The sequence below is a fragment of the Burkholderia sp. BCC0097 genome (assembly GCF_902832985.1).
In the GTDB taxonomy this organism is placed as follows: domain Bacteria; phylum Pseudomonadota; class Gammaproteobacteria; order Burkholderiales; family Burkholderiaceae; genus Burkholderia; species Burkholderia orbicola.
The window spans coordinates 148,116-160,755 of the sequence record NZ_CADFDM010000011.1 but is presented as its reverse complement, the minus strand read 5'-3'; the positions used below and the strand labels follow the sequence as shown (position 1 = coordinate 160,755).

14 protein-coding genes and 1 pseudogene are annotated in these 12,640 nt (G+C 67.0%); 5 read left to right on the top strand and 10 right to left on the bottom strand.

Features of this window, described 5'->3' with window-relative positions:
- Positions 1 to 62 precede the first annotated feature (62 nt).
- The 5 genes and pseudogenes from HWX07_RS31320 to HWX07_RS37280 form a co-directional block, all read right to left on the bottom strand.
- Positions 63 to 1,121 carry a sulfate ABC transporter ATP-binding protein gene (locus tag HWX07_RS31320; RefSeq protein WP_175878939.1) on the bottom strand — a complete coding sequence of 353 codons (1,059 nt, stop codon included), beginning with the start codon at positions 1,119 to 1,121 and terminating at the stop codon, positions 63 to 65.
- A 13-nt stretch (positions 1,122 to 1,134) separates the two neighbouring features.
- Positions 1,135 to 2,079 (bottom strand): sulfate ABC transporter permease subunit CysW, encoded by a 945-nt coding sequence (cysW, locus tag HWX07_RS31315; RefSeq protein ID WP_124462062.1) that lies wholly within the window; start codon positions 2,077 to 2,079, stop codon positions 1,135 to 1,137.
- A complete protein-coding gene (gene cysT, locus HWX07_RS31310) occupies positions 2,079 to 2,972 on the bottom strand; it encodes a sulfate ABC transporter permease subunit CysT (protein WP_069232603.1) in 894 nt (297 codons plus the stop codon). Before cysT ends, cysW begins: the two co-directional genes overlap by 1 nt.
- Before the next feature lie 135 nt (positions 2,973 to 3,107).
- The gene (locus HWX07_RS31305; RefSeq protein WP_011545345.1) at positions 3,108 to 4,145 is read right to left on the bottom strand and encodes a sulfate ABC transporter substrate-binding protein; all 1,038 of its coding nucleotides are present in this window, start codon (positions 4,143 to 4,145) and stop codon (positions 3,108 to 3,110) included.
- A gap of 168 nt (positions 4,146 to 4,313) precedes the next feature.
- A pseudogene (locus tag HWX07_RS37280) lies at positions 4,314 to 4,439 on the bottom strand (sodium:proton symporter); the annotation flags it as partial.
- Here HWX07_RS37280 and lexA point away from each other — a divergent pair.
- Genes lexA through HWX07_RS31290 form a run of 3 tightly spaced genes read left to right on the top strand, consistent with a single transcriptional unit; the run spans position 4,410 to position 6,167 of the window.
- Positions 4,410 to 5,057 (top strand): transcriptional repressor LexA, encoded by a 648-nt coding sequence (gene lexA / locus HWX07_RS31300; RefSeq protein WP_006476077.1) that lies wholly within the window; start codon positions 4,410 to 4,412, stop codon positions 5,055 to 5,057. The pseudogene HWX07_RS37280 and the gene lexA overlap by 30 nt on opposite strands.
- Positions 5,058 to 5,082: 25 nt before the next feature.
- Positions 5,083 to 5,418, top strand: coding sequence for a hypothetical protein (locus HWX07_RS31295; protein WP_011351892.1), 336 nt, complete (start codon positions 5,083 to 5,085; stop codon positions 5,416 to 5,418).
- Between the two features lie 29 nt (positions 5,419 to 5,447).
- On the top strand, positions 5,448 to 6,167 hold the full coding sequence (locus HWX07_RS31290; protein ID WP_175878938.1) for a DUF2939 domain-containing protein: 720 nt from the start codon (positions 5,448 to 5,450) through the stop codon (positions 6,165 to 6,167).
- 87 nt (positions 6,168 to 6,254) lie between these two features.
- On the opposite strand, the gene HWX07_RS31285 is transcribed toward HWX07_RS31290, so the two are convergent.
- The gene (locus HWX07_RS31285) at positions 6,255 to 6,752 is read right to left on the bottom strand and encodes a universal stress protein (protein WP_175878937.1); all 498 of its coding nucleotides are present in this window, start codon (positions 6,750 to 6,752) and stop codon (positions 6,255 to 6,257) included.
- A 332-nt stretch (positions 6,753 to 7,084) separates the two neighbouring features.
- Between HWX07_RS31285 and nodI the strand changes: the two genes are divergently transcribed.
- Positions 7,085 to 7,999, top strand: coding sequence for a nodulation factor ABC transporter ATP-binding protein NodI (gene nodI / locus HWX07_RS31280; protein WP_175878936.1), 915 nt, complete (start codon positions 7,085 to 7,087; stop codon positions 7,997 to 7,999).
- Between the two features lie 6 nt (positions 8,000 to 8,005).
- Entirely contained in the window at positions 8,006 to 8,839 is an 834-nt protein-coding gene (locus HWX07_RS31275) for an ABC transporter permease (protein ID WP_027807385.1), read from the top strand.
- A gap of 44 nt (positions 8,840 to 8,883) precedes the next feature.
- Here the strand turns inward: HWX07_RS31275 and HWX07_RS31270 are convergent, their stop codons facing one another.
- From HWX07_RS31270 to HWX07_RS31255, 4 genes are all read right to left on the bottom strand, one after another.
- Positions 8,884 to 9,306, bottom strand: a complete 423-nt coding sequence (locus HWX07_RS31270; protein ID WP_006484198.1) for a hypothetical protein — start codon at positions 9,304 to 9,306, stop codon at positions 8,884 to 8,886.
- 106 nt (positions 9,307 to 9,412) lie between these two features.
- Positions 9,413 to 10,471, bottom strand: coding sequence for a permease (locus HWX07_RS31265; protein WP_175878935.1), 1,059 nt, complete (start codon positions 10,469 to 10,471; stop codon positions 9,413 to 9,415).
- Complete coding sequence (mnmH, locus tag HWX07_RS31260; RefSeq protein WP_175878934.1) at positions 10,468 to 11,598, bottom strand: tRNA 2-selenouridine(34) synthase MnmH; 1,131 nt, start codon at positions 11,596 to 11,598, stop codon at positions 10,468 to 10,470. The genes HWX07_RS31265 and mnmH overlap by 4 nt, the downstream gene beginning before the upstream one ends.
- Before the next feature lie 64 nt (positions 11,599 to 11,662).
- Positions 11,663 to 12,616 (bottom strand): LysR substrate-binding domain-containing protein, encoded by a 954-nt coding sequence (locus HWX07_RS31255; RefSeq protein WP_175878933.1) that lies wholly within the window; start codon positions 12,614 to 12,616, stop codon positions 11,663 to 11,665.
- Between the last annotated feature and the right edge of the window lie 24 nt (positions 12,617 to 12,640).

Below are 12,640 nucleotides of genomic sequence, written 5' to 3'. Positions count from 1 at the left end.
AGGCTGTCGTTGTTTGATTGTTCAATCGGAGCGAATCCCGCCCTCTGCCCTGCGTCGTCTCGTCAACGCGCGGGAAACACCCGCACGGCGCGCGGCACGGCCGTCGCGCCATCGCCGACCTGCAGCGACAGCGCCCGCCATGCGTCGCGGTCGAGTTCCGCCTCGAGCGCGCCGCCCGCGCGCGCCTCGAGCTCCACGCGCACCGAACCGCCGAGCGGAATCACGCGCCGCACGTCCACCGCGATGCCGTCGCGATGCCCTTCGCCCGCCGGCCACAGCTGCAGATCGTGCGGCCGTACGTACGCGTTCGCGGGGCCCGCGAAATCGGCGTCGACCTCGATCGGCGCAGCTGCACCCTCGGCGACGAAGCCGCGTCCGGCAACCGTGCCCGGCAGCCGGTTCGCCGCGCCGAGGAACTCGTACACGAACGCGCTTTGCGGATGATCGTAGACGTCCTGCGGGCTGCCGACCTGCTCGACGTGGCCGCGATTCAGCACGACGATGCGATCGGCCACTTCGAGCGCCTCTTCCTGGTCGTGCGTGACGAAGATCGTCGAGATGTGCAGGTCGTCGTGCAAACGACGCAGCCAGCTGCGCAATTCCTTGCGGACCTTCGCGTCGAGTGCGCCGAACGGTTCGTCGAGCAACAGCACCTTCGGCTCGACCGCGAGCGCGCGGGCGAGCGCGATGCGCTGGCGCTGGCCGCCCGACAGCTCGGACGGATAGCGCTGCGCGAGCCAGTCGAGCTGCACCAGCTTGAGCAGCTCATGCACCTTCTCGCGAATCACGGCTTCCGACGGCCGCTCGCGGCGCGGCTTCACGCGCAGCCCGAACGCGACGTTCTCGAACACGGTCATGTGGCGGAACAGCGCGTAGTGCTGGAACACGAAGCCGACCTGGCGGTCGCGCGCGCCGACCGACGCGACGTCGAGTCCCTGCAGCACGACCTGGCCGGCGTCCGCGTGCTCGAGGCCCGCGATCACGCGCAGCAGCGTCGTCTTGCCGCAGCCGGACGGCCCGAGCAGCGCGACCAGTTCGCCGGGCGGGAAGTCGAGCGAGACGTTGTCGAGCGCCGTGAAATCGCCGAAGCGCTTCTGAAGGTTACGGACGGTGATACCCATTCTGGTTGCCTCTTTACGATTTCGACGAAACGGCGCCGACAGGGCCGGCATGTGCGGGGACGGCGTCGTGCGCGTCGGCCAGTTCGGCCGCCAGATGACGCTCGGCGATCAGCTTCAGCGCGAGCGTGACGAGCGCGAGCAGCGCCAGCACCGACGCCACCGCGAACGCCGCCGCGAAGTTGTATTCGTTGTACAGGATCTCCACGTGCAGCGGCATCGTGTCGGTCACACCGCGGATATGGCCGGACACGACCGATACCGCGCCGAACTCGCCCATCGCGCGCGCATTGCACAGGATCACGCCGTACAGCAGGCCCCACTTCACGTTCGGCAGCGTCACGCGGCGGAAGATCTGCCAGCCCGACGCGCCGAGCACGCGCGCGGCTTCTTCCTCGTCGGTGCCTTGCGCCTGCATCAGCGGGATCAGCTCGCGCGCGACGAACGGGAACGTGACGAAGATCGTCGCGAGCACGATGCCCGGCACCGCGAAGATGATCTGCACGTCGTGATCCTGCAGCCACGGCCCGAACCAGCCCTGCGCGCCGAACAGCAGCACGTACACGAGGCCCGAGATCACCGGCGACACCGAGAACGGCAGGTCGATCAGCGTCGTCAGCAGCGCCTTGCCGCGGAATTCGAACTTCGCGATCGCCCACGATGCGCACACGCCGAACACGAGGTTCAGCGGCACGGCGATCACGGCGACGGTCAGCGTCAGCTTGATCGCCGACCATGCATCGGGATCGGCCAGTGATTCGAGATAGAAGCCGATGCCCTTGCGCAGCGCCTCGACGAACACCGCGGCGAGCGGCACGACGAGGAAGAACGCGAGGAACGCCAGCGCGATGCCCGTGAGCAGCCAGCGCACGACGCGCGACTCGCTGACGGGGTCGAGCCGCTTCGCGGCACGGGCGGCCGGCGACGGGGTTTTCAGCACGACGGTGGCCTCCTGGGTCATTACTGGCCTCCTGCGGCGGCAGCGGCGGTGACGGTGGCGGGCGCCGGACCGCTCGCGCCCTTGCTCGTACGACGCTGCAGATACCACTGCAGCGTGTTGATCAGCAGCAGCATCAGGAACGACACGACCAGCATCACGACCGCCAGCGCGGTCGCGCCCGCGTAGTCGTACTGCTCGAGCTTCGTGATGATCAGCAGCGACGTGATCTCGGATTTCATCGGCACGTTGCCGGCGATGAAGATCACCGAGCCGTATTCGCCGAGCGCGCGCGCGAACGCGAGCGCGAAACCGGTCAGCAGCGCCGGCAGCACGGCCGGCAGCACGACGCGGCGGAACGTCAGCCAGCGCGACGCGCCGAGGCACGCGGCGGCTTCTTCCTGCTCGCGCTCGAAATCCTCGAGCACCGGCTGCACGGTGCGCACGACGAACGGCAGCCCGATGAAGGTCAGCGCGACCAGCACGCCGGCCGGCGTGAACGCGATCTTGATGCCGAGCGGCGCCAGATACTGGCCGACCCAGCCGTTGGTCGCGTAGACGGCCGCGAGCGAGATGCCGGCCACCGACGTCGGCAGCGCGAACGGCAGGTCGACGACCGCGTCGACGAGGCGCTTGAACGGGAACGTGTAGCGCACCAGCACCCAGGCGACGAGGAAGCCGAACACGGCATTGATCAGCGCGCCGCCGAGCGCGGCCGAGAACGTCAGCCGGTACGACGCGAGCACGCGCGGCGACGTGACGGCGGTGACGAACTGGTCCCACGACAGCGTCGCGGTCTTCAGGAACGTGGCGGCGAGCGGAATCAGCACCACGAGGCTCAAATAGGCCACCGTGATGCCGAGTGTCACGCCGAAACCGGGCAGCGCGCTCGGTTTGCGAAAGGTGTACGTCGTCATCGGATGCTCTTGCTGGGTCGATGCTGCTCACGGGTCCGACGCAAACGCCGGCGCAGTGAATCGCGCCGGCGGCCCGTCGGGGATGCGGCGCGCTGTCGTGGCGCGCCGCTTGTCGTTATGGTGTGACTGCGTGCGTTACTGCGGCTTGTAGATCGAATCGAACACGCCGCCGTCCGCGAAATGCGTCTTCTGCGCATTCGTCCAGCCGCCGAACGTGTCGTCGACCGTGTACAGCTTCAGCTTCGGGAACTGCTTGGTCAGCTCCGCCGGCACGTTCTTCGAGCGCGGCCGGTAGTAGTTGCGCGCCGCGATTTCCTGGCCCTGCGGGCTGTACAGGTAGTTCAGGTAGGCCTCGGCCAGCTTGCGCGTGCCCTTCTTGTCGACCACCTTGTCGACCACCGCGACGGGCGGCTCGGCCAGGATGCTCACCGACGGCACGACGATCTCGAACTTGTCGGTACCGAATTCCTTGACCGACAGGAACGCCTCGTTTTCCCAGGCGATCAGCACGTCGCCGATGCCGCGCTGCACGAAGCTGGTCGTCGCGCCCCGCGCGCCCGAATCGAGCACGCCTGCGTTCTTGTAGAGCTTCGTGACGAATTCCTTCGCCGTCTGCTCGTTGCCGCCCGGCTTGTGCTGCGCGTAGGCCCATGCGGCCAGGTAGTTCCAGCGTGCGCCGCCCGAGGTCTTCGGGTTCGGCGTGACGATCGAGATGCCCGGCTTGGTCAGGTCGTCCCAGTCCTTGATCCCCTTCGGGTTGCCCTTGCGCACCAGGAACACGATCGTCGACGTGTACGGCGATGCGTTGTCGGGCAGGCGCTTCTGCCAATCCTTGTTCACGAGCCCCTTGTTCGCGAGCGCGTCGATGTCATACGCCAGCGCCAGCGTGACGACGTCCGCCTGCAGGCCGTCGAGCACCGAGCGCGCCTGCGCGCCCGAGCCGCCGTGCGACTGCTTGAAGTTGACGGTTTCGCCCGTCTTCGCCTTCCACTCCTTGCCGAACGCCTGGTTGAAATCCTGATACAGCTCGCGCGTCGGGTCGTACGACACGTTCAGAAAAGTCGTATCGGCCTGGGCATGCGTCGCGACGCCCAGCGCCGCCGCCGCGCCCAGCGCGAGTGTTGCGATCAGGCGGCCCACTCCGCCCACCAGCCCCGTATTGCGCTTCGCCATCCTTGGTTCTCCAGTGTTGTCGGTATTGCGATGTCGGGCCAGTCTATCGAACGGGTTACATGATTAAAAATAATCGTTCCTTATTTTTTAATACTCAAAAGTGCTAACGCAGACGGGATGGACGGTTGTGACGGACGAACCGGCGTCAGGACGTCGCGAAATCACGCCGGAACCGCCGCGATCGCGTCGAACCTCAAGTAACACTTGAAATTCGCCAAGTACTGTATAAAAATACAGCTCACTGTCTATCCATACAGTTGAGCCATGACCAAACTCACCGCCCGTCAGCAGCAAGTGTTCGACTTGATCCGTCGCGCGATCGAGCGCTCCGGATTCCCGCCCACCCGTGCCGAGATCGCGGCCGAACTGGGCTTCAGCTCGCCGAATGCGGCCGAGGAGCACCTGCGCGCGCTGGCTCGCAAGGGCGTGATCGAGCTGGCCGCCGGCGCATCGCGCGGCATCCGGCTGCTCGGCATCGACGACGCCCCGCACCAGTTCACGCTGCCGCATGCCGGCCTGATGCAACTGTCGCTGCCGCTCGTCGGCCGCGTCGCGGCCGGTAGCCCGATCCTCGCGCAGGAGCACATCTCGCAGCACTACGCGTGCGATCCCGCGCTGTTCACCAGCAAGCCCGACTATCTGCTGAAGGTGCGCGGCCTGTCGATGCGCGACGCCGGCATTCTCGACGGCGACCTCCTCGCCGTGCAGAAGCGCACGGAAGCGAAGGACGGCCAGATCATCGTCGCGCGTCTCGGCGACGACGTCACGGTCAAGCGCCTGATGCGCCGGCCCGGCGGCCTCGAGCTGATCGCGGAGAACCCGGATTACGAAAACATCTTCGTCAAGGCCGGCAGCGCGGATTTCGCGCTGGAAGGCATCGCCGTCGGGCTGATCCGATCGGGCGAACTCTGACATTCCGTCTCGCCAGGAGAACATCATGGAACGCCTTGCCCGCCTGCTGCCTTTCCGTCAATTCGGTCGCCTGCGTCATCTGCGCGGCCGCACGCCCTGCGCACCGCTGTCCGCGGCGGCGCCAGTGCAAGAAGAAGTCGCAGTCGAACGGCAGGCGTCCCTGCTGCCGTCAGCGCTCCCCGCGTTCGCGCGGGTCTCGCTGAACGCCGGTCTCAATCACGCGGAGCCCGCGCGCCGCGCGCCGGTGCGTGTCTATCACGGTCGGTCGCGCCTGATCATGGTGGGCACGATCGATGCCGTGTGCCGGATGATCGATCACTGCATCGCAGAGGAACGATCGGCCACGCCGGGCGGTCTCTGATTGCGGAACCTTCCCGCACCGGAGGCAACGTGACTGGATCGTCGCACCGCGCATGGCGACTCAAGTCCCTGCTGATCGCCGCGCTGGTCGTCGCGCTCGTTGCGGCGCTCGGCTATGCGTACGCGTCGCCGTATGTCGCGCTCGGTCGCCTGAAATCGGCGATCGATGCGCGCGATGCGCAGGCGATCAGCGAGTACGTCGACTTTCCGTCGCTGCGCATCAGCCTGAAGCAGCAGGTCACGGAAGAGTTGATGCGCCGGATCGATGCAGTAAAGAAGAACAATCCGTTCGCGGTGCTTGGCGCGCTGATCGGGTCCGCGCTGATCGGCCCGCTGGTCGACGCGTACGCGACCCCGGAAGGCGTCGCCGCGCTGATGAGTGGATTGCCGCCACGCGGCAATCCTGGCGAGCGTCCGCCTGAGTGGTCGAATCAGCCGCCAGCGGGCAATGCACCCGGCAACCCGCCTGCCGCACCGCCCGCCAGTCCGGCGCCGGCAAGCGCCGGCGTACCGGGCGGCAACGCGGCCGCTTCGGCGGCATCGTCGCCGGCCCCCGCGCCCGCCACACCGGGCGGCCCGAACGACGCAACACCAGCGCCGCACCAGCAGCAAACCAGCGCGGGCTACCGAAATGTCGATGAATTCGTCGTCACGTATCAGCGCAGCACCGATGGCACGCGCTATGCGGCGATCTTCCACCGCTTCGGGCTGTTCTCGTGGAAATTGTCCGGGATCGACCTGCATGCCTAGCAGGCCGCGCTCGACCTGCGCACTGCCGATGCAGTGCGATGCCTGACCGGCACGCATCGCCGGCCAGGCGGTCATCCAGCCTTTAGATCATTGGCCGTTCGCCATGGCCGCTTCGCGCTCGCGCGCGATTTCGGCCTTCTGCTCTTCCGCCGACGAACACGCGACCAGAATGCTGCAGTTCACGCGATCGAGCAGTTGCGTATTGCCCGACCCCATCCACCATCTCGACAATCCGCTGCGGCACCGGTGGCCGACGACGACGAGATCGACCTTCAGTTCCGACGCAAGATTCGCGATTTCGTCGATCGGGTAACCGAACGCGAAATGGCCTTCGGCCTGGACGCCGCGCTCGCGCAGCCAGTTCACGCCTTCCTGCAGGATTTCACGCGCGGTCTCCTCGAAGCGGCCGCAGGCGACATCGGTCAGCAAACCCGCGCTTTGCGCAATGCTCGAACGCATGTCGACGACCGACAGCAAATGCGTTTCGGCCTTGAGGTCCATTGCGAGATTAGCGCCGTAACGCAGCGCCTTGCGCCCTTCGAGCGTGCCGTCGTAACACAGCAAAATCTTGTTGTAGCTAGCCATGAAGCCTCCCTATCGCGACAACGAACCCTACGCATTCATCATGGTGCGCCGCAATTCAGGACGCAAGGGATGGAAAACGCTGATTCGCCCCGTGCGGCGCGTGCGCGATGATGCGGTGCACGATCGGCGCGCACTTGCATCGCACCGTGCAGGCATGCCCTGAAGCGAGGCGGCCGATGCACTAGAATGGCCCGTTCCATCGCCAGCGGGCCGCCGCGTGCCGGCGTCGTATGCTTCGGCCATGCCCGTGTGACACGCATTCGCACGATCCGTTCGCACACCGGCCACGCACCGAGCAGCGGAACGCGCCCGCTTACAACGACAACACGCCCATGTCCGTCGCACCGATCGATTTACGCAACGTCGAAAAGCGCTATGGCGACAAGCTCGTCGTCAACGGTCTGTCCTTCAACGTGAAGGCCGGCGAATGCTATGGCCTGCTCGGGCCGAACGGCGCCGGCAAGACCACGACGCTGAAGATGCTGCTCGGCCTCGCGCATCCCGATGCAGGCACCATTTCGCTGTGCGGCGAACCGGTTCCATCGCGTGCGCGACACGCACGCCAGCGGGTCGGCGTCGTCCCGCAGTTCGACAACCTCGACCCCGACTTCACGGTTCGTGAAAACCTGCTCGTGTTCAGCCGCTATTTCGGAATGTCGACGCAGGCGGCACGCGCGCTCGTGCCGCCGCTGCTCGAATTCGCGAAGCTGGAAAACAAGGCCGACGCGAAGGTCGGCGAGTTGTCAGGCGGCATGAAGCGGCGCCTCACGCTCGCCCGCGCGCTCGTCAACGATCCCGATGTGCTGGTGCTCGACGAGCCCACGACCGGCCTCGATCCGCAGGCGCGGCACCTGATGTGGGAACGACTGCGTTCGCTGCTCGCGCGCGGCAAGACCATCCTGATCACCACGCATTTCATGGAAGAAGCCGAGCGCCTGTGCGATCGGCTGTGCGTGATCGAGGAAGGCCGCAAGATCGCCGAAGGCGCGCCGCATGCATTGATCGAATCGGAGATCGGCTGCGACGTGATCGAGATCTACGGGCCGGATCCGGCCGCGCTGCGTGACGAGTTGTCGGCATTCGCGAAGCACACCGAGATCAGCGGCGAGACGCTGTTCTGCTATGTGATCGACCCCGAACCGCTCACCGCACGACTCAAGGGCCGCCCGGGGTTGCGCTATCTGCATCGCCCGGCCAATCTGGAGGATGTGTTCCTGCGGCTCACGGGCCGCGAGATGCAGGACTGATCGACCATGGACGTTCGCAACTATTCCGCCACCACGCCGTCGGCCCCGCCGCGCGAGTCGCGCTTCGCGATCGCGATGCCGGCGAACGCAAGCAACTGGATCGCCGTCTGGCGGCGCAACTACCTTGTGTGGCGCAAGCTCGCGCTCGCGTCGATGTTCGGCAATCTCGCCGATCCGATGATCTATCTGTTCGGGCTGGGTTTCGGGCTCGGGCTGATGCTCGGCCATGTCGACGGCGTGTCGTATATCGCGTTCCTCGCGGCCGGCACGGTCGGCTCGAGCGTGATGATGTCCGCGAGCTTCGAGTCGATGTATTCGGGTTTCTCGCGGATGCACGTGCAGCGCACGTGGGAAGCGATCATGCATACGCCGCTCGCGCTCGGCGACATCGTGCTCGGCGAGATCGTGTGGGCAGCCAGCAAGGCGCTGCTGTCGGGCGGCGCGATCATGCTCGTCGCGGGCGGACTCGGCTACGCGCAGTTTCCGTCGATGCTGGCCGCGCTGCCGGTGATCGCGCTGGCCGGCCTCGCGTTCGCCAGCATCGCGATGATCGTCACGGCGCTCGCGCCGTCCTACGATTTCTTCATGTTCTATCAGACGCTCGTGCTGACGCCGATGCTGCTGCTGTCAGGCGTGTTCTTCCCGATCACGCAATTGCCGCCGCTTGCGCAGCATGCGGCGCAGGCGCTGCCGCTCGCGAATGCGGTCGAACTGATCCGGCCCGCGATGCTCGGCCGGCCGGCGACCGACATCGCGCTGCACGTCGCGGTGCTCGCCGGCTACGCGGTCGGCGGATTCCTGCTGTCCGCGTGGCTGTTCCGGCGGCGGATGATGCGCTGACGGCCGGCGCGCCGGACACCGGGCGCCGGCTTCATGCGACGACGTTACTCGTCGTCGTCGCTCCACGGAATTTCAACGTCGGTCAGGAACGCGACGGTCGCGAGCGGACCGCCTTCCTGGCGGCCGAGCTTGCCGTCCGCGCGATGCCATTCGACGCGGAATTGCGTACCCGGATCGTCGGCCACCAGATAGACCGTGCGCAGTTCTTCCTTGTCGGCTTCGTCCACCGGGCCGTCGAACGACACCAGCATCTTCTGCGGCCACAGTCCGTTGACCGGATCGTAAATGCGATCGCCTTGCGGAATGTCGATGCTGGCCTCGACACCGATCGTTGCGGAGGCCTCGATGATCATCGTGCCGAGTGCCTGCAGCACGGCAGTCGCCCGCGCGGAATTGGCCTGGCGGATCGCGAGATCGCCGCGCGTCAGCGCCTTTTCGAGTCGAGGATGAATCTTCGGTTGGGTCATGCGTTTTCCTGTTTGCTTCTTGTAAAGGGCGCCGCACACGTGAAGCGGCGGCGCCGGATGAATACGAATACGACGATTGCGCCGAGCCGGCGTGTCGCCCGCGTCGTCAGAACCCGAACGTGATCGCGAGCAAGCCGCTCACGATCCCGAACACGACGACGAGCGTCGCGACGATAGCCAGCATGTAAGGCTTGAACGAACGCGCGAGCATCGCGAGCGACGGCACGCTGATCGGCGGCAGCGTCATCAGCAGCGCGGCGGCCGGGCCGACGCCCATGCCGAGCGACAGCATCGCCTGGATGATCGGCACCTCGCCGGCCGTCGGGATCACGAACAGCATGCCCGCGACCGCGAACGCGACGATCCAGCCGAGGTGATTGCCGATGTCCGGGCCGATATGCGGAAACAGCCACGCGCGCGCGGCGCCGAGCAGCAGCACGAGCACGATGTATTCGGGCACGAGCCGCACGGCCATGCGCGCAAGCAGTTTCATCCAGCGGACGAACGGATTGCCGGCCGCGGCCTGCTCGGCCGCCAGCGCGGCGAGCTGCGCATCGTCGATGCTGCGGTCCTCAGGACGTGCGATGCGGTTCAGCAGATAGCCGATCCCGAACACCATCGCAATGCCGAGCACGAGGCGCAGCGCGCTCCAGTGCCAGCCGAGCACGAAGCCCATGAACACCAGCGCGGCCGGGTTCAGCACCGTGTTGCCGAGCCAGAACGCGACCGCGCCGCCCGGCGACGCGTGGCGCGCCCGCAGGCCCGCGACGACCGGCGCCGCGCAGCACGTGCACATCATCCCCGGCAGCGACAGCAGCCCGCCCGCGGCGACGCTGCCGAACCCCGTGCGGCCGAGCACGCGCGCCACCCAGTGCGCGGGCAGCAGCGCCTGCACGGCCGAGCCGAGCAGCAGGCCGAGCACCATCGCCTGCCAGATCGCCTTGCCGTATGCCCACGCGTAGTCGAGCGCCGCCTTCAGCGACGGCTCGGGCGCGGCCGCCGACGTGCCCATCAGGATCGACTGGCCGATCGAATGGTGCTCGGCGGCAACAAACGCCTTGTTGTAGTACGGGAACCATTTCACATAGAACAGTCCCGCGACCGCGATCAGCAGGAAGGTCATCCAGCCGAGGGCCGGACTGGGTTGGGTGCGTGTGGTCGTCATCGTGTGGTGGTCGTTGATGGATCTTGGTCGGTTTCGAATGTCGTGCCAGCGGCGAGCGCGGCCGAAGCGGGCAACCCGGCCTGCGCGAGTTCGGCCAGCAGCCGGCGCGCCTGCTCGCGCACGTCGGCCGCATTGGGCCGGAACGTGAAGGTCAGCGCCCGGTTCGGCTTGTTGTACGTCGCGCGGTAAGTGCGCGCGTAGGCGGGATCGTAATGCCTGTCGATCAGTTCGGCGAACAAATCGGCCCGCGCGTCGGCATCGATCAGCCCCTTCCAGCGCGTCACCTCTTCACGGCTGTGCAGGCCGATCAGCCGATGAAGCTGTGCCTTGAACGCATCCGGCTCGTCGAACAGGTGTGCGTAATCGTCGAGCAGGAACGCGATCCGCTCGTCGTGGGCCGCTTCGACCTGCACCCATGGGCCCGCATGAAACGCTTCGATCAGCGCGATCGGCAACTGCACGAGCCCGATCCTGCGGCTTTCCGACTCCACGAATACCGGCCATTGAGGGTCGAAACGACCGAGCGTCTCCACGAGCCCCGAATCGAACCCCTTCTGCGCCGGTTGCGGCTTGCCCGGCAGCGCGCCGAGCAGCGAGCCGCGATGGCATGCGAGCGCTTCCAGATCGAGCGTCTGCGCGCCCACGTCGCGCAGCGCGTTCAGCAGGCGCGTCTTGCCGCAGCCCGTATGGCCGACGAGCGCGATGTAGCGAAAGCGTGTCGGCAGCGAGTCGAGCGTCGCGCATACCGACTGGCGGTACGCCTTGTAGCCGCCGTCGAGCTGGCGCGCCTTCCAGCCGATCAGGTTGAACCAGGTCGTCATCGAGCCCGAGCGCTTGCCGCCGCGCCAGCAGTAGATCAGCGGCCGCCAGTTGCGCGGCCGGTCGGCGAACGTCGTGTCGAGATGGCGCGCGATGTTGCGCGCCACCATCGCCGCCCCTACGCGCGTTGCCTCGTACGGCGACACCTGCCGGTACATCGTACCGACGAGCACGCGCTCTTCGTTGCTGAGCACGGGCGCGTTCAGCGCGCCGGGGATATGGTCCTCGGCGAACTCGAGCGGCGTGCGCACGTCGATGATCTCGTCGAACTCGCCGGCGCGATCGAGGGTGACAATCAGGTTCTTCAATTTGGCGTCGAACAGGGGCGATGCGGCTCGAGGAGCCGCATGGGCACGGAAGGCGGATTGACGATTATCTCACGGGCCGGCGTCCCGGACCTCGCGCGACGGTCGGCGGCGGCGAGGCGGCCTGCATCGCGTCGATCAGGTGGTCGCGAAATGCGCGCACCGACGCGGGCAGATCGCGCCCCGCCATCGTCTGTACCTGGATGCTGCGTTCGCGCAGTTGCGGGTTGGTCACGGGCACGACGACGAAGCCGTCTGCATCGGCACGGTCGCGCACCGACAACAGCCCCGTGAACATCACCGCGCCCGTGCGCCGCGCGTAGCCGTACATCGCCGCGGTATTGTTGCTCGTCAGTTCGGGCTCGAGCAGCAGCCCGTCGAGCGCGCATGCGATGTCGATCAACTGGCGCACCGTCGTGCCGGCCTCGGGCAGCACGTGCGCGTGCCGCGCGACATCGGCAAGCGACACCGCGTCGCGCGCCGCGAGCGGATGATCGTGCCGGACCAGCGCAAAGACCGGCGCGCGCTCGGTGTGGTCGACGCGCACGCCCTTCTCAGGCGCGAGGCTGAAGGTCAACGCGATGTCCGCATCGCCGTCGCGCACGCGCCGGGTCGCGTCCGCCGGCGACACGACCCACACGGTGAAATCGACGCCCGGGTGGCGGGCCTTGAAGCTCGCGAGCACGCCGGGCAGGAAATCGATCGCGAACCCTTCCGAGCACGCGATCTTCAGCAGGCTGCCGTGCAGCGCGTCGAGCCCGCCGATGTCCTTCATCACGTGCTCGGCCTCGAGCAGGCTGCGCTGCGCGAACGCCAGCAATCGCTCGCCGGCTTCAGACAACGCCATCCCGCGCGGGCGCCGCTCGAACAGCGGCGCGCCGAGCTCGCTCTCCAGTTTCGCGATCTGGCGGCTGATCGCCGACACGGCCACGTGCAGCCGCGCGGACGCGTCGCTGATCGAGCCGGTACGCGCCACCTCGACGAAATACCGCAGTGCCAGGCCATGCAGGAAAGCCGCCATCGTCGTGTCTCCGCGCCGCATCCG